This window comes from Clostridium tunisiense TJ (assembly GCF_000300195.1).
In the GTDB taxonomy this organism is placed as follows: domain Bacteria; phylum Bacillota; class Clostridia; order Clostridiales; family Clostridiaceae; genus Clostridium_J; species Clostridium_J tunisiense.
The window spans coordinates 296,454-318,353 of the sequence record NZ_AMQH01000012.1 but is presented as its reverse complement, the minus strand read 5'-3'; the positions used below and the strand labels follow the sequence as shown (position 1 = coordinate 318,353).

Below are 21,900 nucleotides of genomic sequence, written 5' to 3'. Positions count from 1 at the left end.
TCTTTTAGGTAGAGATTACCTAGTTGTCCATTACTAAATCCATATTTCAATATTGTTGGTAAAACAAAAGCTGATTAAAGCTGCATGATGTATTAAAATTTATGCAACTTGGAAGCTAATTCTAACTTTCAAGTTGCATAATCTGACTTCTTGTTGATTTTATGATATACCAGTACCTATATTTTTTAATTTCCATTGTCCATTTTTGTATACAGCTTTGTAGGTTGGTATAACTGCCCCTAAATTGCCATACCAAGAAGTTGCTTCAACTACAGCTTCATTATCATTATATTCAATTAGATTTATATAAAGAAATGTTCCTTTGACGGTTCCTGCTATTAGACCATTATCATCCAGGGTAAAAAATGACTTATTGTCCTTAATGTCTTCAAACCAATATAGATTTGGTGATAAATCTTTAAACCCTTCTAGTACTTTTATCTTTGATTTTTCATCAAGACCTACAAGTGTATCTTTTTTTATTGCTATAAATCTATTCCCACCATTATTTATTTTAAATGCGTCTCTCATGACAGATATATATAATTTAACTCTTTTATCTTCTTCTTCAGTATTTTGAGTACTATTAAATACCTCACTTACTTCTTTTGTTGTTTTCTCAGTGTTAGTTTGAACACTTTCATAGTTCTTATTTATATTTTGTAGATACATAACTGCTGGAATTGCTACAACAACAAATACAACTAACATTAAACCAATTAATTTTTTCATATAATCACCCCTTTTGCATTATAGTTTTAGCAATAAGGAATTATGTTATTAGAAATTAAAAGTATTTTTCAATCGAGGCCGAAAAACACGAAATTCATTTCTGTGCAATACAGTAGTTCATATTATACAAGTAACTCTTTGATATGATCTGGTATAAGGTTGTATGTACTCACCTGTTCCCACATTGTAAATAATGCCATCTGCAATTTTTCAAGCTCACTATTTGGCTTAGTAAGTTTTGTTGAAAATATTTGGTAGTATTCTTTAAATTCTGAACTAAAGGTCTTTTCAAGCTCATCATATTCCCTAACCCCAAATTTAAAATTTAAATCGTGAGAGCATAAATTTCTTATTCTATTAATTTCCTTAGCAGTTTCTAGTAGTTCTAAGGGAAGTAATCCTAAAGAAAATACTATTTTAACTAGCTGCGAAAATCCCAACTTATCACAATCTAAGACCTCAGGATTTTCAAGATTATTTTTAAGTAACTCCCTCAACTCATGTTCAATGTACAAGTGACCTTTTAATATAACTTGAATGGGGTTTTCGCACTCCACATCTTCAGTAAACAGCTTTAACTTCGTTTCAAAATTTTGAGCTATTTTTTCCATTTCCTTTATTTCTTCTTGGTTAAATTCTCTCATATACTCCTCCATAAAATATATTACAATTACTTTAATTAAAAAGTGTATCTATCATTCTTTATATACTAATAATTATAGCATATTTTTATCTGGAAATTTTACAGTAACATATCATTAGAAATTCTAAACCTACATCTACAAATAAACCATTATATCAACAGGTTAATTACAAAGTCGAATAATCACAATGGAAATATAACTTGATTAATGTTACATCCTTGCATACCATAATTATCCACATTATCTACATAATATAATTTTAAAATATAAATATAATGAAGTTTATTTATATTCGTTCCCTAGAGTAGGTAAACTTTCATGTTTATACTAAGAAGGAATCTGTAAGCCAACCAGATTCCTTTTGATTTCATTAGGAAAATAAAAAACTACTTATATCTTCTACTGGTAAAATAATAATTGATACTGTAATAAAAACTATGCAATTCAAAGAGGTTTACTACTTCAACTGGATATTGCCTGTAATATATTACCCACGTCAATATCTATTATTCAGTCATATAGGTGCTATACTACTCATAAAATACTTATGAATTAATTCTTAGGAGAATATATGAATAACATTTTTATCTCAACACTTGCTATGGGGACATTAGGTTTTATCATTTCAATTACTGGGCTACTTACTGGAATGTTACTTTCTTCTTTTGTAAAAAGACGTGGCAAAAGATTTAAAGGTACATTACTAGGGTTTGTTGGTGGACTAATGCTTGCAATTGTATGCTTTGATTTGTTACCAGAGTCCTTTGAAGTTGGAAGTGTATATATTAGCATAATAGGTATTACATTCGGACTTATCATTTCATTATTACTTGATAGTGAATTAGAACATAATCATGAACATACCCCTTCACGAATAAATCATAGATACTTTAAAGCTGCTATGTTAATGGCTATTGGAATAGGAATTCATAATATTCCTGGTGGTATAGCCTTTGGTTCTCTATTTTGTAGTAATTCTACAAAAGGTTTTCATCTTGCTTTAGCATTAGTAATTCATGGAATTCCTGAAGGTTTAACATTAGGCATACTTCTTAGAGAGTATAAATCTAATACCGTCATGCTTCTAGCCTTTTCAATAATTACGTCTTTACCTATGGGATTAGGATCGATATTAGGTACATTATTAGGTACTCTTTCACCACTTGTTATCTGTTTTAGCCTTGCCATTGCTGGGGGAATGATACTTTATATTATTTATCGAGAGACTTTACCAAGCTCAAGGGAAATTTGGAAAGGCAAGCTCTCAACAGTAGGTAATGTTTTAGGAATGATTGTGGGAATTTTGATGATTTCTTTTCTTGGAAAATAGTATATAAAAAAGTCAAAGAGGTTGTCTCAAAGTTCTATTTTGAGACAACCTCTTTATGGATAAAGTTATGAAAATTTCTTATTCAAAATTAAATGTATGTTTTTCCTCTTGCATGTATTTATAATTTAGATAAATTTATTGCATATATTAGTTTTAATTTGGATTATAACACATAATCTAATCCCCTTTTTCCAGTATCATAATCTTATACATGCCTCCAAATATGCTCTTTCTTTCCTCAACAACTTTTAAATTTATGCCCTTTGATATTTGTGAAAACTTTCTATTTATATCGGTTCCAAGGGATGTAGTTAATTTATTTAACAAAGCTTTTGCTAAACTTTCCTTTTGTCCATCACTGGCAAACTTATCAAATATTGCAATTTTTCCATTTGGCTTTAATACTCTATAAGCTTCTTTTAAACACTTATTTCCATCTGGAACCATAGATAGAATAAGATTTAAAACAACATAATCAAACTCCTTATCCTCAAAGCTTAACTTCATGCATTGCTCTAATCCTGTTGCTCGGTTAAAATAAAAGACTATGTAATAAAATAACTTTCTATCTAAACCAATCTATTATCTCTTTTACAATTTCATTAGGTTTGTCCCAGTGAATCAAATGACCTGCTTCTTCGATTCTTTTCAGCTTGGAATCCGTACATTTTTTAAAATTCTCGGCAAAGTTGTTTCTGTACTCATTCATTGAATTAGGTAATGTACTTTGTAATAAATAAATTGATTTTGGCAACTTATCATAAATGGAACTAGGTGGACAATTATACATAGATTTTATAGCAGCTTTTGCTGTAACACCATTTGCATGCCATCTATATTTCCCCTTTTCCATCTGTACTAAATCTTTTGAGGCTTCTTCTAATAGATTAGACCACCTTATATAATTGCTTTTCTCCACTTCAATATGTTCTTCAACAGAATCAAAGCAATAGTCATCAAAGTCTTGGATATAATAATCAATTTCTCTTTGTAAGGAGGTTATATTTCCTGATATGGAAGTCTGGTAATCATACCATTCCTTCTTTAAATAATATCCTCCATCTAATAACATTGTCTTAATTACTTTTGATGGGTAGGTGTATAGATAGTAAAGTGCAATATCTGCACCATAGGAATGTCCTAAAAGATAAAATTTTTTCTCAGTTATAGTTGAAATAACTTTGTCAATCCATGTAACCATATTAGGCATTTCATAATCTTCTTCTCTCTCAAATGCAGGTGTTTTCCCATGTCCTGGCAAATCTATCGCTATAACATTATACTCTTTCCTTAACAAATACCCTAACTCAATAAAACTCAAGCTTGTACCACCTAAACCATGAAAACATATAATTGTTGGATTTTCTTTATCTCCCCACTGATGGATTCTCGCCTTAATATAATCTTTATTAATAAAAATCTCTTTCATTACTTTCTCCTTAAAATATATTTGAAATACCGTATTATTCAAATTTCAAAGAACATTGCTCATAGTCTAAAATAAATTTAATCCTCAGAGCTGTTTAGAACTCCCTTTTGTAATTCTTTAGTTTATATCTATGCTTTAACTTTCATCACCAATTAATGAAATCAAACCATTTGCAAGAGTTTCTCCCCAGCACAAGTAATCATGTCCACTATTAAACTCTTCATATTTAACTTCATATCCCTTTAATTCTAGTACATCTCTTAGTTTTTTATTAACACCTATGATATTATCTTTTGGTTCAAGAATTCCTACATTTAAATAGAATTTAAGGGGTAACCTTTCTATTTTGTTATTTTCCATGTGATTTCCCCCTATATTACTAATTCAATAAATGCCAGTAAAAACCCAAGTCCATTACAACTCAAGGTCTTACAAGCTATATGAAAAAGTTTTCCCTTTGCTCATAAGAAAAGTATAGCATATTTACCATTTTATTGCATTAATCTACACTACATATCTGTACCAACCCAACCAATGCTTTCTCTAAAACATGAAATCATAGAAATAGCAAATGATTATACTAAGTTTTATTAATAATTTCTATTAGTGTTTAAAATATTCATATGGTAAAATAATACTATAAATCAATATATATGTAGATGATGGAATACTGAAAAGTCGCTTGACACCGTAGGAGAAAGAAGTAACTGATCCGAATTACTTTGAAACTCTCAGGTAAATTACAGTTTCTTGATACATCTCTGGAGAGACTACAATTTGTAGCATCGAAGAAGTAATACGGTTCTTGCCGTAAAATCTTTCAGATAAAAAGACAGAGAAAAGGGTAATTTTTTTATAATACCTTTTTCTCTGTCTTTTTTATGTTTTTAAACGCAAAATTTATAATTTATATTTAATAATTATAAATTTTGCAATTAAAAAAGCATAGGATTTTCTTAGTTATTTAGTGAGTATTTATGTAAGAGCTCAACATAAATAGGCAACTTTCTAATTATTTAAATACTAAAGTTAAGATGAGGAGGTTTTATAAATGGAAGTTTTAAAAGGTTTATTTACGTTAATGCTTGTGTTAGTAATGTTTTATTTATTTAGCACAAAGGCTTATAAGGGTGAAAAGGCCATGACTGGCTTAGCAGGAGCTGCTGTGGCAACCTTTCTGGTGGAGGCTATTTATAAGTATATTTTGGGTGATGCTGTAGGGATTGCTTTTGCTGGAGAAATAGGAAAAGCTGCAGGTAGTGTAGCTGGAATTATTTGCGCAATACTTGTAATGTTAAAAATGGATGTTGAATTTGATGTAGCTGCAGCTACTGGGGCAGCAGTGTTTGGCTTTGGAATTCTACCAGGGTTTGTAGCAGGTTATTTATTAGCAATAGTATATGATAAGTTAAAGAATAAATTAAATGATACCTTAAAGTTAATTTCTATCTTGCTATTATTCGTTCCTTTAGCAAGGTTTATAGCAGTATTAGTAAATCCAATAGTAACTAATGCCCTTGGAGAAATTGGTGTTACCATTGTGAATGCTACAACTATGTCCCCAATATTCATGGGTTTTGTACTTGGAGGAATTATAACTGTAATAAGCACATCTCCACTTAGCTCAATGGCTTTAACTGCAATGTTAAGTTTAAAGGGAATTCCTATGGGAATTGGTTGTATAGCTTGTGTAGGCGGTGCTTTTGCTAATGGCATGATGTTTCTAAAAATAGGAATAAGGGATAAATCTAAATTAGTTTCCTTAATGCTTGAACCATTAACTCAAGCAGATTTAGTTACTAAAAATTCAGGGCCCTTGTATACTGCAAGTTTTATAGGTGGTGGTTTTGCTGGAATTATGGCGGTACTATTTAAAATCAAGGTAGATGCTCCAGGAACAGCATCATCTATACCAGGCTTCTTTACTCCTTTTGCTTTTAATGACCCAATAGTAGTTTCAAAAACTCTGTTATTTGCAATTATAGCAGGGATACTTGGAGGAGTCATAAGCACTTATGCTTACAGCTTTGTTAAAGAGCTAAAATTTAAAAAGAGTTTTCAAGCAACCACTAAAAACACTTAGTTTAGATAAGTATTCACTTTATTAGCTTAAGGCTATGTTTTAAAATAGGGTTCATAATATAAGAGTTTTAATGGAACTCCCTTGGAGTTCCATTAATTTATAGCATTTTCAAAGAAACCCTGTAATAAGTCAATGTAACTATCCGTATGAATCAAACTAATTTCTCCATGACCGCTCTTCTCAATGACTTTTAAAAAACTGCCTTTTATAGTGTGGTGAAGTAGTTTTGCAGACTTTTTCATAACTGACAGTTCCTTCTCTCCAACCATTATTAATGTTTTTGCTTTGGTATTACCTAATGTTGGAGGTAATGAGTAATCCCCATTACTTTTTGTAATATTGATTAGGGATTCTTTTGTCATTCGTGAACTGTCCATGTAATAGACTTCAAATAATTCTTCAGGGACATTTAATGTTTTAGCCTGTAATTTTGCATACCACCTTTTTTTGATTAACCCATAACACAGATTGTACATTGGTACAGTTAATTTAGTTGCCATCTTCATTGGATAAACTAAAGCACTTTCTATAACTGCATGTTCTGTGATATTACCTTCTCGCGATAATATTTCTACAACAATTTGAGCGCCAATGGAAAGACCACAAATTGCAAAAACTTTTCCATTACAATTATTCTTTATATACTGAATAATCCCTTCTGCTGATTTTTCTATGCTTATAAAAGTGTTATTCCAATCATCACCGTGTCCGTCAATAATGGGTGTAACAATAAAATAATCACTTTTTAGTGCTTCAATTTGTGGTTTTAATGACCACCAGGACAGCCCACCACCATGAAGAAAAATCATTACTGGCTTATCCCTATTTCCAAACTCTTTAAATATCATATATACCTCCACATATTTAAAATCACATGAGTAATTCTATTTAAATATCTATATACACAAATTGTAACATTTATAACAAGCTAATATAATATGCAGATATATAATTTTTTTCTATTGCTCATTCCCCTTTGTTAATGAGTTTTACACCCCAATTAAACTCCTTCTTTTCCACTATTTAACTCCCCATACCCTTGAGAGCCGTTTAGTCAGCATAATCTACTATAACACACTATGTGATCATTTCATTTTTACCATATAACTCCTGTAATAATTTATCTATAATCTTTATTACTTTCACTTAAAATAAAGAAAGACAATTAACAACTAATGCCCCAACATATGGAAAGCTTAGCTATAAATTGCCTACCTATTATTTGATTTTAATTCTACGAGTATTAAAATAATCCACCGAGAAAAGTTGTCTTAAAACTTCTAAACTATACTTATTATGCACCCCATTTTATACTTTAAAATTTAATATGATAAAAATGCTATAAGGCATAAAATTGTTGTTACAATTGATGCTACGGTAACTATCTTAGATTCATGCCAACCGCTTAATTCAAAGGAGTGATGAATTGGTGCCATCTTAAATACACGTTTTCTAAACAATTTAAAGGATATGGTTTGTATTATTACTGACAAGGTTTCTATTATATAGATTCCTCCAACAATAGTGATTATTAAAGGGTTTTTTAGTATTATAGCTATGGTTGCTACAGCTCCACCTAAAGCTAGGGAGCCCGTATCCCCCATAATTATTCTGGCTGGATATGAATTATATCTTAAGAACCCTAACAATGCTCCTGACAAGGCGCCACAAAATACTGATAAGGAATAATATCCCATGCTAAAACTCAAGGTAGTAAAGAATGTCATTATAAGTAAGGTTACTGAGGTTGCAAGTCCGTCTAAACCATCGGTTAAATTTACTGCATTAGTTGTGGCTACATAATAAAATATGATAAATGGTATATAAAGTATTTTTAGATTAAGTATTTTTTTGGTGAAAGGAATTACAATTGACGGTCCAATTGTGGCATCACCATAGGCATAAAAAGCAAAAATACTTGATACAAAAAGTAATAGGATGATCTTTTGTATTGGAGTTAATCCTTCATTATCTTTATGTATTTTCTTTAAATAGTCATCAATTAAACCTATGGAACCAAAAGCTATAATTGCATATATTACAACCTTAACTTCATTAGTGTATTGCCTTGAATAAATTAACATTGTAGTTATAGTTGAAAAGGCAAATATAATACCTCCAAAAGTAGGTGTGCCAGATTTTTTAATATGGCTCTGGGGCCCTTCTTTTCTTATGTTTTGTCCAAGTTTAAGCCTTTTAAAAAGCGGAATAATAAGCCAACCAGTAAATAAAGATATAAAAAAACTTAAGAGCACTGAATAAATAATTATAACCATAAAACCCCTCTTTACTGTTTTATATTTAAATTCATCCTCATGAATTTATTGCAATAAATACTATTTAAAATTATTAATGAGATTAATAGAACTTTACACCACTTAAATTTCTAACTACAGTGTACTCTCTAGTGAATATTTTATAGTTTCCATTGCCTGTCCTTTTCTTCAATGCTAGTAAGCAGTTGCCACGGCTGTCTCAAAGGTGTAACTTACTTATTATGTTAATATATTAATTTGAATGTTGCTATGGCAATGTATAAACATCAAAATTACTTGAAAAGTATATAATATTAACTTGAATAAAATTCAATTATTTTGCTTATTATGCTATGAGAATATGAGGGTCAGAACTTATAAGTGAATTTACAGCAGATTAAAGAAATAGATGTAAAAATTAATCATTAGTTATCGTCATATAAAATCAAAACACAAAGGAGCAAAACTCTTAATATTTTGCTCCTTCAAATTCTTATATTAACTTTTAATTAAACATATTATCTAAGTTCACTTTTGTACTCTGTATATGAGGAGTACAAATACCTTCTAACCACTAAATTATTTGCAAATTTACTAGTTTAACTGATTTACACTTCTTCTCTTTTCGAAAAAGCTTATAAATAAACCCACAGCTATTGTAACTAAAATACCACCTAGAATATAAGCTCCTCGTAAAAGAGTATTCTTAGCTATACGCTGTTTTACCTTCGTCTTTATACTCTCATCATAATTAACATTAAGATTATTAAACTCTTCTCTACTAAGATTAAGCTGATTTTCTTCTAGCTTCATAGAATAAATTGAACTAGCATTCTCCCCCTCTTTATTATATCTAAAGTGAAATCCTCTAAGTTTATAGCCCTCACTTATAATATGTTCCTTTATTAAAAATGCCTTATCTAAAAACTCTTTTTGGGTTATTCCACTGCCTTGAAGGTCAATTATAATTTCAGGCTTTTCCTCTATTTCCTTAGTATATTCCATGTTTATTGGGTATTTTCCACCCTTTATTTCAAATCTTACATTTATATTACTTAGTTCAGAAACTTTATTCTTTAAATTTTTATATATAATCTCACTTAATTCCTCACCCATTCTCCTTGAAAATCTAGGGTTAATTACCTCATTATTGTAATAACCGTCATCATAACTTCCATCCTCTAATTTTTCAATAGAATATTCAGTTCCTTCCTTTTTTAACCCTACTGTTGTAGAGTAATTCTTAATTCTGCTGTTATATTCAATTTTTACAATCTCCAGATTCTTGTCACTATAATTAGTTGAAAGATAACTCTGAATTTCTCTCTTAACAAAATACTTACTTACTGGATTGCCGTTAAATTCATTATAGATAAATCCTACTAACCCAACTAAACCAACTAATATAAAAATAAATACCTTTTTCATCCCTACCCCACCTCTTATTTGTAAAACCATATTTTTTTAATACAATAGCCAATAATTGTGCCTGCTAGAGTAAGAGCGCCATTCAAAAATGCCAAAATTAATATTGGTATTCCCTCTTGCAGGAAAATCACACTTCCTAAAAAATAAATAACTGTGACTATAACTGGTGGTAACCAAATTCTTTTTACAACCCCATAAGCTGCCACCCCTAACAAAGGATAAATTAAAATGGATTGAAAAGCCCTCTCTCCCTGTAAGAGAAACAAAGCTAGCAATGCTCCAAAAACAACTGAGATAATTCTTATATTCAATAGTTTATACTTAATGCTTTTTACTATCTTGTTATCTCTATCTAAAACTGGCATCTCTTTTAAATCAGCAGCATTGCTTAATTCAATACCATCATCTTTTAACTCTTCTAAATATTTATTGCACTGAGCACAACGTGAAATGTGATTTTCAATAAGTTCATTACTTTCCTTACAGGTTAATCCATCTACGTATAAAGCTAATAAATCCTTGATAATTCCGCAGTTAATCTCTTTAATCACAGCTCCATCTCCTTTCTCAACTTTATCTTTGTTCTATGAAAAGTTACTCTTGCCCAACTTTCGCTTTTACCTAGGATTTCTCCAATATCCTTAAAGCTTAAGTCCCCACTAATTCTTAAAAGTACTACTTGTTTAGACTCAAAATCTAACTTATTAATCTCGCAAAGGATTTCTCTGAGAGTTTCTTTTCTCTCATAATTTGAGTCTAAAAGTTCTCCACTGTTTATATGATCTTTAAAATCATCAATATGGCATAAGTTATACTTTTTCTCCCTATTATAATTCTTTAAATATGTATTCCTTGCTATTCCATAGAGCCAAGTAGATATTTTACTTTCCCCCTTGAATTTATTTATACTTTTAAAAGCTTGAAAAAAGGTCTCTTGAAGGAGATCTTCAGCCACTGATAAATTTCCAGTTAAATAAACTAAGTACTTATAAACTCCTTCACTATACAGGTTGTACAACTCATCGAACTCCTTCATAAGATCCCTCCCTTCAACTTCCTTACATCTATTAGTACCATCAATTACTATTTCGTTACAATTAAAATAAAAAATACCTAAATTTATTTTACAATATATTTATTGTAAGCATAAATAAAAACATAGAAATAAGCCACTGAGAAAACTTCTCCAGAGCTTCCTAGCTCCTTGATATTTTCTTAGTGGCTGCTTTGTTAAACTTAATGTTATAAGATATTTTTTATACTCTTTTTTCTATTTACAACTAAATGTATTCACCTCAATAGAAGTCCTAGCAATATATTCTTCAGCTACATGCACTCTATTTCATAACTAAAATTAAAGGGACTATTTTCAAAGTAAGTTTAATATCTTCCTTTGGATAGTCTCTTTTTTATGTGAAAAATCATTTTATATCTTTTCTTTCACTTATTATTTTATATATTGTTTATAATTCAAGCTATATGCATGTTGTTATGATCATTATCTGTGTTCGGCTCTTGTCTGGTTTTTTACAACTATACTTCCAGCAATTATATCAGCCAGATGCCTATTATCTTTCCTTATACAAACCATAAGAATATAGACAATTGATAGAGTCATAGATAATGACAAAAAATTATAGAAAAAGGTGTATCAAAGTCATTATAAATACCATTAATGGTACTCTTATGTCCAAATTGCTAGGGTAAATATTTAAGAGTATTTCTTAAGATATTTCCTTTAATTGGGTTACCCTTGTAGATAATACATAAATTTGCTTTTCTTTTTCCCCAGGAGGCAAAGTTTTTTGATCCTTCTATAATTGAAAAAATAATAATTAGTGGAATCACTGATGTTAAAGTTGCAATAAGATGTATAACTCCTTTTACACTTACATTTTATCCCACAATAGTTTTAAACATCCTTCTTTTGGGAACACTTATATTGAGGTGATTAATGTGTTTTATATTTTTACAACAATTTATGCAATAATACTATTTCTTATTTTAATATTACTTAAACCATTAGTAGGTAAAATTAATTTTCTTCTTAGCCAAAGAGTATTGCTAAAAAGAACTAGATTAGGAATCATATCAATGCAGGATTTATATAGCTTTGGTTATACTTCATTTAAAAAAATCTCTAAGTTTTTCCTAAAAGATAAAGGTTATACAGATATAAAACCTGCTAAATTCTTTAGCCTCCCTGATATTGACTTTGTGTGCAATAAAAGAAATGTAAAAACCTATGTTCAGTGCTTTCTAGATGATTTAATAGAAACTGAAGAATTTAAATATAGTCCAGTTGGTAGACCCCATGTTCAAAGACTTTTAGGAAGAATGGTTCATGATAATGTAAAGAAAGGTGTAATATTTACTAATGGATACTTTTCTCCAGAAGCACTTGAGTTTGTAAGTAGATTACGTAATGAGTATGAAATTTTACTAATTGATGGTTTTGAATTTACTAAAGCTATTAGAGATATAAAAGAATCAGGAATTTTTGATGGAGGCTTCATATATGAGTGATTTTCCTTTCTTCTTAACAATGTTTTATATTCTACTATTAATAAACCCTCTAATTGGTGTACTAAGCGAATTATATAAAACAGTTAACCATTCAAAAAATTTATTATCTAAAGTAAATCTAAGAAATGAGTTATATAATCTATCACCTAGAGAGTTTGAATTGTGGTGTGGGGAGTTTTTAAAAAGTAATGGGTACTTAAATGTAGAAGTTTCTCCACCTGGTCCTGATGGCGGCATTGATATTAAGTGTTTTAAAAATGATGAAGTTATTTATGTTGAATGTAAAAGATATTGGTTTTCTAGAAAGGCTCCATTTAAAGTAGATGAAGCTATTGTTAAAAAACTCATTGGAGCTATGACATGTGATAATGTTAATCTTGGTATTATCATAACCACTGGAATAATTACTAATGATGCTAGGGAATTTATAAATACTTTACCTGAAAATATAAACATCAAGTTATTTGACGGAAATAGTTTTGATATGGTTTATAGTATGAATAGTTTTAACTACTCCTCAATTAAATAATGTGATGATTTTAAGAAAACTAACTCTTTCGTTAGGCTAGAGATAATAGTTGTACTTCAAGCAATTAGTTTAATTATATTTATATAATTCCAACAGTCTTCACACTGATAATTTCTTTCTAGGTAAAAATAGAAGGTAGCTTTGTAGGCTACCTTTCTATAAATAAGCTTACTGTTGTTCTCTATAAAAGCTTTTGTATCAAAACCTCATAAGTACACTTTTCACCATTTTGACTCTATGCTGTAAAGGGTACACATCATTCTATAAAATTAATATCCTTTTAAAACTCATTACATATTTAATCATAAATAATATAGGAATACTCCTGAACTAACTTTAAATTTATTTAAATTCCCCACTTTTAATACGATACTGTAACTCTAAATCCTCATTAGCCTTAGGTATACTCATGCCTTTTTTCCAAATCAGCACTCTATCCCTCTCATCTTTTCCTTGAAAATATAATGCAGTAGTTTCTTTAAAAATTGGCTCATCAAGGTCAATAACAAAACTTTGATCAAAGCAAATACCTTTTGAAGTTAGGGAATCGTCTTTTGATTTTTGTCTAATAATCGTTGTTTTTAGCTCTAAAATACTATCTGAAGTCCCCATAACTGGACTTACTGAAGCCCCACCGATAATGTAATCACCATTTACAGTAATACGACAATGAATACGTCCATCACTAAATTCAACTACTTCACTAATATTTACCCCATTGCTACTAATAGGCGTACCATGAATACTAATTAGTTCTTTATGCACATTAACAATTAAAAAGAAAAGTATAATTGCTAAAACTAATCCTAATATTATATTTTTTATTTTTATCTTTCTTAAAAAGTTTTGAAAGTTCTTAATCTCTTTCGGTTCATTGCACTTAAGTTCTTTACTTAATAGCTTAAAGGTTTCTTCACATTCCTTACATTTATTAAGGTGGTTTTCTATTGATTTATTAGTAAAGTCATTTGTTAAATTTTCAATATAGCTTGGTAATAAATCTTCTATAATCTCACAATTTAAATCTTGCATCACTCTGACCTTCCTTTCAATAAATTTTTCTTAGCACGATAAAAAGTAACTCTAGCCCAAGTTTCACTTTGATTTAGAATATCCCCTATCTCAGCAAAACTTAATTCTCCAGTTAGCCTTAGATAAACTACTTCCTTACTCTTAACATCTAAAGTATGTATCATCCGAAATAATTCAATTTTATCATTGTTTTTAAGGATATCATTTTCAACATTTTGCTTGGATGGGAAATTAAGCAATGCTTCTTCATACTGTATATTTGTTACCTTACTCTGCTTTTCTAGCTGCTTGTACCATAAGTACTTAGCTATTTGGCATAGCCATACAGAAACCTTGCACTCTCCTCTAAAATCATTTATAGTCTTCGATGCTTGATAAAAAGTTTCTTGTGTTAACTCTTCAGAAAGATGCTCATCACCAGTTAAGTAAAATAAATATTTATAAACAGTTTGAGCATAGCTAAGGTAAACCTGTTCCATATCCTCCATTATTCCACCTCCTATACAATAAGTGGGTGATTTCTCTATTTCGTTACAAAGTATTTAAGAAATTTTTAAATAAAAGGTATTAAAGACTAAGAATTAAGTTCAACTTCAATAATACCAGCTATATTAACAAATTCTATACTTGAGTATTTTTTTATTCTTTTAATTGCTTGAACTCGATAACTAATACGTTTAATACCCTTTTACATTGTCTTTTTTTAAGAATCTATTTTTATTAATTCATTTATTAAGAGAACTACACCTGGTTCCCTTTTTCATTTTATTAAGAAAGTAATTTCATCTAATAGAGGTGATAGTTCAGGGCTACATGGTAATAAATTTAGTACTACCCCTTATCTCTCTTAGCTCTTTAAGTACTTACTTTAATTGTATTTTAAGCTGAAGCACAATTAAAGTACTTCTAATAACTATCCCTAAAATTATTATTCAACTATTGTTTTTTCATAGCTCCTATGACATTAATAATTAAATTTTGTAATGATTTAATTAAAACTTCTAGGTGTATTTATTTCAACTTGGCCTATAAATTAAAAGACTATTTGGGATTAAGACTTGAACATAGAGAAAGCTTTAATCCCAAATAGTCTACAGATCAGGTGAGTTTAGATTTTATGTGGGATGAGAATAAGCCACTGAAAAAACTCCTCCAGAGCTTTCAGCTCCTCGATGTTTTCTTAGTGGCTGCTTTATTACTTTAAAATCATGAATTATGTGTGTAACTCTTACTATTGAAAGCTAAATAAGGTTTACCCCATAGTAATTTTTTCAAGGTAATCTTCAGATACTTCTCCTAGTTTCCTACATAAGAAGGTTTAATTATAACGCCGCCCTCTCTCTTTGATACTGTTTTAAATAACTGACTTAAAGCTTCTTCATATATTGAATTCCTAACAGTAAGGGCTATCTTCATTTTATCAAGGCTCTTCCCTTTATGACTGGACAGTAAAATCTTATTCTCAATCACATTAATACTTTATCCATCTTAGTTATTTTATACTAACAATGATGTTTCATATCCTTATGACAACCTTTTAGTTTATTGCTATTTTTATGATGATGATGGTTTGTCATAAGATGATGCATATTTTCATGCTCCTCCATCATACAATGATGCATATCTTCCTCATGGTCTTTGTGACACATATGATTCATGTGCTCCATATCTTCCATGTCCATGTCCATCTTTGACATCATCACTTTCATAAAATAATGAATAAGTCCATGGTCTTCATGATGTTTGTGATCCATTTCATGTTCTTCTTCCATTTTTTTCATCATTTTTTTCATTTCAACTTCCATTATATGATGGTCAATAGAAAGGAGCTTATTTACTTCTATTTGAGTACAATAAGAGATTTGTTCCACATCTCCAAGAATAAATCCATGCATAAATGGTGGTTTCGGCATTTCTTTAGGCAAAAACTTAACAGCTTTTATATATTTTTCAACTATTTGAGGAATACAATCTTTTTTAATTAAGAGTAATGGTGTATGTTTGCCCATATGTGCAAAAGCTACTCCAGCAATAATTTCCATTGGATAATTTAGGGTTCCAAAGGTAAAAGCATGACCATCTTTGTAGTTTCTTCCCCATCCAAACTCTGTTTTACAATCCTTATAAGCTGCAAAATTTACTGCAATGCTATAAGGTGAGTCTCCAGAAATTCTTTTTACATTATTAACACAATCTAGTCTCTCCAAGGCATTCTCAACTTCTTTTGATACAGTGTTAGTAGACCCTACAATGTACAGGTTCACATCTCCATGTTTCTTTATAGCTTCTAAGGTACACCTTGGTATAGTGTTTTTCTTTACGAATAAAATGGGATCTCCATGGTGAGCTGCCCAATAAGTTGAAGCAATCCCCTCTGAATAATCTTCTCCAGACATGATAAGTATATTTTCAAACATATGCCTTGCCTTCAATACTTCGCAAGCCGTCTCATAATGATTGCACCCAGTTATATGATGCGTGCATATTCCCATGTGCTCTAAGTCTTCTTTCACTTCCTTACAGATGTTACCAACTAATATAACCTGAATTCCCATGTGACTTTCATGGTCTAGTTTTTTTATTTCAGCCAAAACTTCTTTGTTAATCTTATTCCCATCAGTGAATAAAATTGGTGCATTAATTGGGAAGTGAACTAGTGGAGTTGCTGCTATTCCATCAAAAACTTGGTTTTTATTTACCAAAATCACTGCATTTGGTTCCATATCGCTAAAGGCGATTTTGTAGATTTCCAAGGCAGTATCAATAGGATTTTCACCACAAACTCTAGTAGTGTTTACTGTAAGTGGACAGCACATTTCATAATTTTCCATGTTTTCCTCCGATTAAATTTCTCTATTAATATACTATGTAAGCTATATTGATTAGGTTTCATTATAAAGCAAAAAAACGCCTTTAAATTCATGATGACGTTAATTTATAACTTGACCTAGCCACATAGGAAACTGTTTCGAAAAATATAGACTTATAATAATTACCATGAGCAAAGTTATAATACTACTAGCTAGGACTAATTCCTTAACTTAAGTCTTAAATTCTCCATTTTCCTCTTATATCGGCGCTGAAAAAAACAACTGGGAAAATCACTGTTTAAACATAAAAGAAGGTAGTCCCTAGTTATCTAGAGACTACCTTTTTACTATTTAATATGGATTTGTGCATCTTCCATACTCATTAAAATGATATAGCTTATTTCCTATTGTGTAATCGCCAATTAACATACCACCATATGGACCGCCGTATTTAGCAGTATCATCATTTAGATAGTACCAGTCACCATTGACATTTAACCATCCAGTCATCATTTTACATAATGATCCTTTGCTTGCATCGTCATTAAACCAATACCAATATCCATCGATGTAACGCCATTGGGTTGCAGCAGCTCCAAGTGATCCTTTGCTTGCATCATTATTAAGCCAGTACCATTGGTTATTTTCAAGTAACCAACCAGTCTTTAATGAGCCATCTGCATTATAATAGTAGTAAGTACCATTTGATAACACCCAGCCTGTATTTTTTATTATTCTACGAGCTGAAGTATATGTTGATAATGTAGAAATCTTAACTACATCATTATCTTGTGGTGCATGAATATATTGGTTATTTCCAATATATATTCCAACGTGATAAGCAGGACTGCCCCAAAATACCAAATCTCCTGGTTGTAGATTCCCTTGTGCTACTGATGTTCCTGATGATGCTTGATCAGAAGCTACTCTAGGTAAATTAATTCCAAATTGACCATATACATATTTTGTAAAACCTGAACAGTCAAAAGTGCTTGGACCATTTCCACCCCACTGATAAGGTACACCCAAATACTTCTTTGCTTCAGTTACTATATCTTGTCCAGTTGCTGTAGCTGCTTCAGCTTTAACTGGATTAAATGAAACTAGTAAACAAACTGCAAATAGTAGACAGATTCTTGTCACAATGGACTTAAAATTGTTTTTTTTCATATTTTCTCCCCCTTTTGTTTTATTTATACATATTTTACAACATAATTCCATATAAAGCAACATGTCCACTCAATTATTTTGTATTAATTATTATTAAATCAATTTACATCAATTTAATAATTGCTCAATAATGTTAATTATTCTATTATGACACATTAATATTGTTAATTTAGTTTCTTTCGCTTAAGAGGCTTTTATTAACTATTGCCAACTAGCTCCCTATAGATTATTTTAGTCTATAGGTTTTTTATATACTGTGTCGATACATATCTACTTCCCTTACAATTGTAATAAATTAATTACAAGCCACCCTTTAATTCTCCTATTTCAACTCTATTATAAAGTTCAATATCTTTAGTATCATAGTTTATATGGATTTTTTCGATTTATTGCCTATAAAATTCTATGAAATATAGGCTTTGCAGTGATTTATGAATATCCATAGAGATATTTATTTCAACCTAGGTTTTAAATTAAAAGACTATTTGGGATTAATACTTCAGCGTAGTGAAAGCTTTAATCAAAAATAGTCTACAGATTAGATGCGTTTGGATTTTATGTAGGATGAGAATAAGCCACTGAGAAAACTACTACAGAGCTTGCAGCTCCTTGATGTTTTCTTAGTGGCTTTATCTTTTAACAAGTATATTAAGCTTTAAAACATTCAAATACTGTAAATAAGTCGCTTCTTAAGAAAGATGTGACTTTCATATAGTAAATTATTTTTAGTATTTAATACACTTCCGAGGCTACTAGTTGCTTATCTTCAAATCTTTCATAAGAAACTTTTTTATTGTTTTTGTATATATCGCATACTATGTTCTTCCAATGTAATTTCTTTTCTGCTTTATCAACTAAGGAGATATAGGATATTTCACTATAGTTTTCGGTTTCTTCACGAATAAAGGTGGTATATACAAAAATACGTGCGGACTCAAATTCTGATTTTCCTGCACTTTTATCAAAAAAGAAATCTACATAAAGAGTATCATTTAACAAAATTACTCTTTGGTCTTTTAGTCTAGGCATACCATACATGTTTTGAAACATCTCCGTTGCTTTTTCTTCAGTTAAATTAATAGCATTTGGGTTATCCATTATAGTCTTATTCTGTTTATCACAACCCATAAGAAAAATTGAAATAGCTACAAACAACAATAGCATAACTTTATACAGTTTCTTCAAAATAAACACCACCTTTAATATATTATATTAAGAGTTATTATTAGTGATAACATGGTATTGGAGTATCGTTACAGGTGTTTAGTTAATAAGTCACAAAAACTTACAAGAATGACAATAATAAATATTTAAAATTATTTATTTTAAATTTACTCTAATTTTTTCTATTTCATTTAAGTTTACATCCTTTGTTCTTAATAGAGTTATTGTATATTTCTTTGCTTCATCCAAAGGTGGCAAAGTTACACTCACTTCATTTTTACTCGAGTTTTCTACAACAGCTCCACCACTAATTCCTACATGGGTATATTCATTAAAATCTTCATCAATTATACTAACAAATCCCAATTTTCTTAAATCATAATATCCATTAACTTTCATAGTTATCTTAGTATACATATCTGTGCATTCGATATCTTTTATTTCAATATTATCTCTAGAATTAACCTGTATTGACTTTCCTTTCAGCTCATCCAATTTTAAAAATGAATTTTCTTTGTCAACATTATAATATTGACGATTTTTAAATACTTTTTCAAACTTTGGATTAGTAGAACTTAAAATGCATTGATTTACAAAATTTCCATCATCCTCTTTATAATCCATCCCTTTTATAACTGGAATTATATCAATGTAATCTGAATAAGAAATATCGCCATAGATTATATTTTCTATATTAGACTCCATCTTTGATATATTCCCAGTGCCATATAGGTTTTCTGTTAATAAAATTTTCCCATTAGAATCTATAAATATATAGTCCATATTATTAAATATTTCAGTCCAATCATTTGAAATTTCTGTATCATTTTTATTAGAAAAATCATATTCTTCAAATTTAGATTTCATAGTAATACTATTTCCTATAGAAGAGGTCACTAAATTATCAATTGTAAACTTAAATCCTTTTACATTTATCTCTTCCGAAGATTTAATCTCCCTTGATGGAACTTCTATCTGAGCTTTATTCACTGTAGTAGAAATTCTCCAATCTCCGTTTATCTCTTTATTATCTATTAAAACACCACCCATATAAAAGTTTATATCTACACTTTCACTGACATAAGAATCTATTAAACTTCCTTCAAATAGCACTGCTACAGTTGATTCATCTATCCTTTTAATTTTACTACTTGAATAACTAAATCCATCTCCATTAATTTTTCCTCTTAATTCTATGTCTAATTTTTCATTTTTTAAAACCTTACCTTGTACTTTAAATGTAGCAATCACCTTATTACCGTACATAGCCACTTCCTCAGCAGTTAAAGTTATGCCCTTGTCTTTTACAGATTTCCCAATAATCAAAGAGTCATCTTTGATATTTTTTACCGTCTCTCCTGCAAAAAAGTCAAATATTTTACCAACTATAGGTATAGCTCTAACTATTGTTGGATTAGTAAAACTAGCTACCGTAGTTACACTTAAACAGATAATTGCAACCATAGCTATCTTTCTTAAAAGGCTATTATAATTTTTGTATACAGTTTTGCTATTTCTAATATCATTTAGAACAGAATCAATTCCTTTGGATATTTCTTCAGGAACCTTAAGATTATCCTTTTCCTTAAGTAATTTTTTCAACTCCAAATCATCATTTTCAACAATTGCTTTATTTTTAAATACATCTCTATGCATGTTATAACACCTCACTATATACTTCATTTAATATGGATTTAAGCTTTGTTTTAGCTCTAGAAAGCCTTGATTTTATAGTTCCTTCTGAAATATCTAGACTCTGAGAAATATCCTTTATAGTCATATCTTCATAGTAATATAAAATAATTAATTTTTTCAAATCCATATCAAGGCTATCTATAGCTTCTTGAATCTCAACGTATTCTAAATTCTCTTCATAACAAACTTCTTTATTAACCTGAAGTAACGGTGTATATTTTCTTTCCTTTGTAATAGTGTCCTTGCAATTATTAATTACAATTCTAATAAGCCATGTTTTAAAGTATTCTTCTTTTTTCAATTTTCCTATAGATTTATATGCTTTTAAGATTGCATTTTGAATACAATCTAAGGCATCCTCGTTATTTTTCACCATAGCTATGGCTACTCTATACATATCCTTTTCATACATCTTTATAAGTTTTGAAAAAGCATCCATATCCCCTTTTTTACTTTTACGCACTAATTCGTTTTCCACTAAATATCAGCTCCCCAAATTATTTATACCATAGTAACTCTATATTTCATTACATTAGACTTCATATATTGCATAATGGTTCTCTAAAATATAGAAAAATTGAAGACAGTAAGAATATTGGTAGTCCTACTGTCTTTAATTTTATTTAAAATAATGTTAGCTAAAAATACTTTTGCCAATATAACATTTTTAAGAGAAGATTAATTTGAGAAGTTCCCTTTGTTCGTGTTTATTTACTAGTTTGACCTTAAGTAAATTCTTATTCAATGATCTACTATTTAAATTCTACCATATTATTACTGTAATAATATACCTATAGCTTCAGCTTCCTTGGAGTAAAAGTAAAAATATAAGGCAATTTAAACTAAAAACTTAACACAATAATAGCTTCGGTAGCAACTTCTCTACAGGTAGAACTCCCTAACTTTCATTTGTCTCCTTTGCTATTTTACCTTATAGCAAAGCAAATTATATCAATAAACCTAGGGGTCTAACCATATTTATTTGCTTGTTACAAAGTTTTGAAAAACTATTGACATATGGAAAATATGTCTTTAAAATTATACCTAGATAATCGATGCATATAATATCTAGG

General features: G+C 29.7%; 22 protein-coding genes and 1 riboswitch. Of the genes, 4 read left to right on the top strand and 18 right to left on the bottom strand.

What is annotated here, in order from left to right; genetic code table 11:
• Nucleotides 1–159: 159 nt before the first annotated feature.
• Together C661_RS21930 and C661_RS0113295 are read right to left on the bottom strand one after the other, a co-directional pair.
• Nucleotides 160–732, bottom strand: a complete 573-nt coding sequence (locus C661_RS21930; RefSeq protein WP_017415824.1) for a hypothetical protein — start codon at nt 730–732, stop codon at nt 160–162.
• Between the two features lie 122 nt (nt 733–854).
• Nucleotides 855–1,376 (bottom strand): hypothetical protein, encoded by a 522-nt coding sequence (locus C661_RS0113295; protein ID WP_017415823.1) that lies wholly within the window; start codon nt 1,374–1,376, stop codon nt 855–857.
• Nucleotides 1,377–1,947: 571 nt separating this feature from the next.
• Here C661_RS0113295 and C661_RS0113290 point away from each other — a divergent pair.
• On the top strand, nt 1,948–2,706 hold the full coding sequence (locus C661_RS0113290; RefSeq protein ID WP_017415822.1) for a ZIP family metal transporter: 759 nt from the start codon (nt 1,948–1,950) through the stop codon (nt 2,704–2,706).
• Nucleotides 2,707–2,883: 177 nt separating this feature from the next.
• Here the strand turns inward: C661_RS0113290 and C661_RS21925 are convergent, their stop codons facing one another.
• From C661_RS21925 to C661_RS0113275, 3 genes are all read right to left on the bottom strand, one after another.
• Entirely contained in the window at nt 2,884–3,213 is a 330-nt protein-coding gene (locus C661_RS21925) for a class I SAM-dependent methyltransferase (protein ID WP_017415821.1), read from the bottom strand.
• 58 nt (nt 3,214–3,271) lie between these two features.
• A complete protein-coding gene (locus C661_RS0113280; RefSeq protein WP_017415820.1) occupies nt 3,272–4,135 on the bottom strand; it encodes an alpha/beta hydrolase in 864 nt (287 codons plus the stop codon).
• A 135-nt stretch (nt 4,136–4,270) separates the two neighbouring features.
• Nucleotides 4,271–4,495, bottom strand: coding sequence for a hypothetical protein (locus C661_RS0113275; protein ID WP_017415819.1), 225 nt, complete (start codon nt 4,493–4,495; stop codon nt 4,271–4,273).
• Between the two features lie 391 nt (nt 4,496–4,886).
• Nucleotides 4,887–4,981, top strand: a riboswitch (glycine riboswitch).
• 205 nt (nt 4,982–5,186) lie between these two features.
• Here C661_RS0113275 and C661_RS0113270 point away from each other — a divergent pair.
• Entirely contained in the window at nt 5,187–6,218 is a 1,032-nt protein-coding gene (locus C661_RS0113270) for a PTS sugar transporter subunit IIC (RefSeq protein ID WP_017415818.1), read from the top strand.
• 92 nt (nt 6,219–6,310) lie between these two features.
• Here C661_RS0113270 and C661_RS0113265 read toward each other — a convergent pair whose 3' ends face one another.
• From C661_RS0113265 to C661_RS0113245, 5 genes are all read right to left on the bottom strand, one after another.
• On the bottom strand, nt 6,311–7,066 hold the full coding sequence (locus C661_RS0113265) for an alpha/beta fold hydrolase (protein ID WP_017415817.1): 756 nt from the start codon (nt 7,064–7,066) through the stop codon (nt 6,311–6,313).
• 474 nt (nt 7,067–7,540) lie between these two features.
• Entirely contained in the window at nt 7,541–8,494 is a 954-nt protein-coding gene (gene mraY, locus C661_RS0113260) for a phospho-N-acetylmuramoyl-pentapeptide-transferase (protein WP_017415816.1), read from the bottom strand.
• A 573-nt stretch (nt 8,495–9,067) separates the two neighbouring features.
• The gene (locus C661_RS0113255) at nt 9,068–9,901 is read right to left on the bottom strand and encodes a YfjL-like protein (RefSeq protein ID WP_026051057.1); all 834 of its coding nucleotides are present in this window, start codon (nt 9,899–9,901) and stop codon (nt 9,068–9,070) included.
• Between the two features lie 14 nt (nt 9,902–9,915).
• A complete protein-coding gene (locus C661_RS21920; RefSeq protein ID WP_017415814.1) occupies nt 9,916–10,452 on the bottom strand; it encodes an anti-sigma factor in 537 nt (178 codons plus the stop codon).
• Nucleotides 10,449–10,937, bottom strand: coding sequence for an RNA polymerase sigma factor (locus tag C661_RS0113245; protein WP_017415813.1), 489 nt, complete (start codon nt 10,935–10,937; stop codon nt 10,449–10,451). The genes C661_RS21920 and C661_RS0113245 overlap by 4 nt, the downstream gene beginning before the upstream one ends.
• 920 nt (nt 10,938–11,857) lie before the next feature.
• On the opposite strand from C661_RS0113245, the gene C661_RS0113235 reads away from it, so the two are divergent.
• Together C661_RS0113235 and C661_RS22805 are read left to right on the top strand one after the other, a co-directional pair.
• Nucleotides 11,858–12,427, top strand: coding sequence for a restriction endonuclease (locus C661_RS0113235; RefSeq protein ID WP_017415811.1), 570 nt, complete (start codon nt 11,858–11,860; stop codon nt 12,425–12,427).
• Nucleotides 12,420–12,956 carry a restriction endonuclease gene (locus C661_RS22805; RefSeq protein ID WP_017415810.1) on the top strand — a complete coding sequence of 179 codons (537 nt, stop codon included), beginning with the start codon at nt 12,420–12,422 and terminating at the stop codon, nt 12,954–12,956. Before C661_RS0113235 ends, C661_RS22805 begins: the two co-directional genes overlap by 8 nt.
• A gap of 342 nt (nt 12,957–13,298) precedes the next feature.
• Here C661_RS22805 and C661_RS0113225 read toward each other — a convergent pair whose 3' ends face one another.
• The 8 genes from C661_RS0113225 to C661_RS0113190 form a co-directional block, all read right to left on the bottom strand.
• A complete protein-coding gene (locus C661_RS0113225) occupies nt 13,299–13,988 on the bottom strand; it encodes a zf-HC2 domain-containing protein (protein WP_017415809.1) in 690 nt (229 codons plus the stop codon).
• The gene (locus C661_RS0113220) at nt 13,988–14,476 is read right to left on the bottom strand and encodes an RNA polymerase sigma factor (protein ID WP_017415808.1); all 489 of its coding nucleotides are present in this window, start codon (nt 14,474–14,476) and stop codon (nt 13,988–13,990) included. Before C661_RS0113220 ends, C661_RS0113225 begins: the two co-directional genes overlap by 1 nt.
• Nucleotides 14,477–15,284: 808 nt before the next feature.
• Entirely contained in the window at nt 15,285–15,458 is a 174-nt protein-coding gene (locus C661_RS23695) for a hypothetical protein (RefSeq protein ID WP_157785693.1), read from the bottom strand.
• A 32-nt stretch (nt 15,459–15,490) separates the two neighbouring features.
• Nucleotides 15,491–16,819 (bottom strand): cell wall-binding repeat-containing protein, encoded by a 1,329-nt coding sequence (locus tag C661_RS21910; protein ID WP_017415806.1) that lies wholly within the window; start codon nt 16,817–16,819, stop codon nt 15,491–15,493.
• 330 nt (nt 16,820–17,149) lie between these two features.
• Nucleotides 17,150–17,968, bottom strand: coding sequence for a C40 family peptidase (locus tag C661_RS22800; RefSeq protein WP_017415805.1), 819 nt, complete (start codon nt 17,966–17,968; stop codon nt 17,150–17,152).
• A gap of 732 nt (nt 17,969–18,700) precedes the next feature.
• On the bottom strand, nt 18,701–19,153 hold the full coding sequence (locus tag C661_RS0113200) for a hypothetical protein (protein WP_017415804.1): 453 nt from the start codon (nt 19,151–19,153) through the stop codon (nt 18,701–18,703).
• 135 nt (nt 19,154–19,288) lie between these two features.
• Nucleotides 19,289–20,788 (bottom strand): DUF4179 domain-containing protein, encoded by a 1,500-nt coding sequence (locus tag C661_RS0113195; RefSeq protein WP_017415803.1) that lies wholly within the window; start codon nt 20,786–20,788, stop codon nt 19,289–19,291.
• A gap of 1 nt (nt 20,789) precedes the next feature.
• Nucleotides 20,790–21,305 carry an RNA polymerase sigma factor gene (locus tag C661_RS0113190; RefSeq protein ID WP_017415802.1) on the bottom strand — a complete coding sequence of 172 codons (516 nt, stop codon included), beginning with the start codon at nt 21,303–21,305 and terminating at the stop codon, nt 20,790–20,792.
• Nucleotides 21,306–21,900: the final 595 nt, after the last annotated feature.

Bases quoted from the DNA above. Each gene is read 5' to 3' on its own strand.
- C661_RS21930 (WP_017415824.1), bottom strand. From the start codon at position 732: ATGAAAAAATTAATTGGTTTAATGTTAGTTGTATTTGTTGTTGTAGCA.
- C661_RS0113295 (WP_017415823.1), bottom strand. From the start codon at position 1,376: ATGAGAGAATTTAACCAAGAAGAAATAAAGGAAATGGAAAAAATAGCT.
- C661_RS0113290 (WP_017415822.1), top strand. From the start codon at position 1,948: ATGAATAACATTTTTATCTCAACACTTGCTATGGGGACATTAGGTTTT.
- C661_RS21925 (WP_017415821.1), bottom strand. From the start codon at position 3,213: ATGAAGTTAAGCTTTGAGGATAAGGAGTTTGATTATGTTGTTTTAAAT.
- C661_RS0113280 (WP_017415820.1), bottom strand. From the start codon at position 4,135: ATGAAAGAGATTTTTATTAATAAAGATTATATTAAGGCGAGAATCCAT.
- C661_RS0113275 (WP_017415819.1), bottom strand. From the start codon at position 4,495: ATGGAAAATAACAAAATAGAAAGGTTACCCCTTAAATTCTATTTAAAT.
- C661_RS0113270 (WP_017415818.1), top strand. From the start codon at position 5,187: ATGGAAGTTTTAAAAGGTTTATTTACGTTAATGCTTGTGTTAGTAATG.
- C661_RS0113265 (WP_017415817.1), bottom strand. From the start codon at position 7,066: ATGATATTTAAAGAGTTTGGAAATAGGGATAAGCCAGTAATGATTTTT.
- mraY (WP_017415816.1), bottom strand. From the start codon at position 8,494: ATGGTTATAATTATTTATTCAGTGCTCTTAAGTTTTTTTATATCTTTA.
- C661_RS0113255 (WP_026051057.1), bottom strand. From the start codon at position 9,901: ATGAAAAAGGTATTTATTTTTATATTAGTTGGTTTAGTTGGGTTAGTA.
- C661_RS0113245 (WP_017415813.1), bottom strand. From the start codon at position 10,937: ATGAAGGAGTTCGATGAGTTGTACAACCTGTATAGTGAAGGAGTTTAT.
- C661_RS22805 (WP_017415810.1), top strand. From the start codon at position 12,420: ATGAGTGATTTTCCTTTCTTCTTAACAATGTTTTATATTCTACTATTA.
- C661_RS0113225 (WP_017415809.1), bottom strand. From the start codon at position 13,988: ATGCAAGATTTAAATTGTGAGATTATAGAAGATTTATTACCAAGCTAT.
- C661_RS0113220 (WP_017415808.1), bottom strand. From the start codon at position 14,476: ATGGAGGATATGGAACAGGTTTACCTTAGCTATGCTCAAACTGTTTAT.
- C661_RS21910 (WP_017415806.1), bottom strand. From the start codon at position 16,819: ATGGAAAATTATGAAATGTGCTGTCCACTTACAGTAAACACTACTAGA.
- C661_RS22800 (WP_017415805.1), bottom strand. From the start codon at position 17,968: ATGAAAAAAAACAATTTTAAGTCCATTGTGACAAGAATCTGTCTACTA.
- C661_RS0113195 (WP_017415803.1), bottom strand. From the start codon at position 20,788: ATGCATAGAGATGTATTTAAAAATAAAGCAATTGTTGAAAATGATGAT.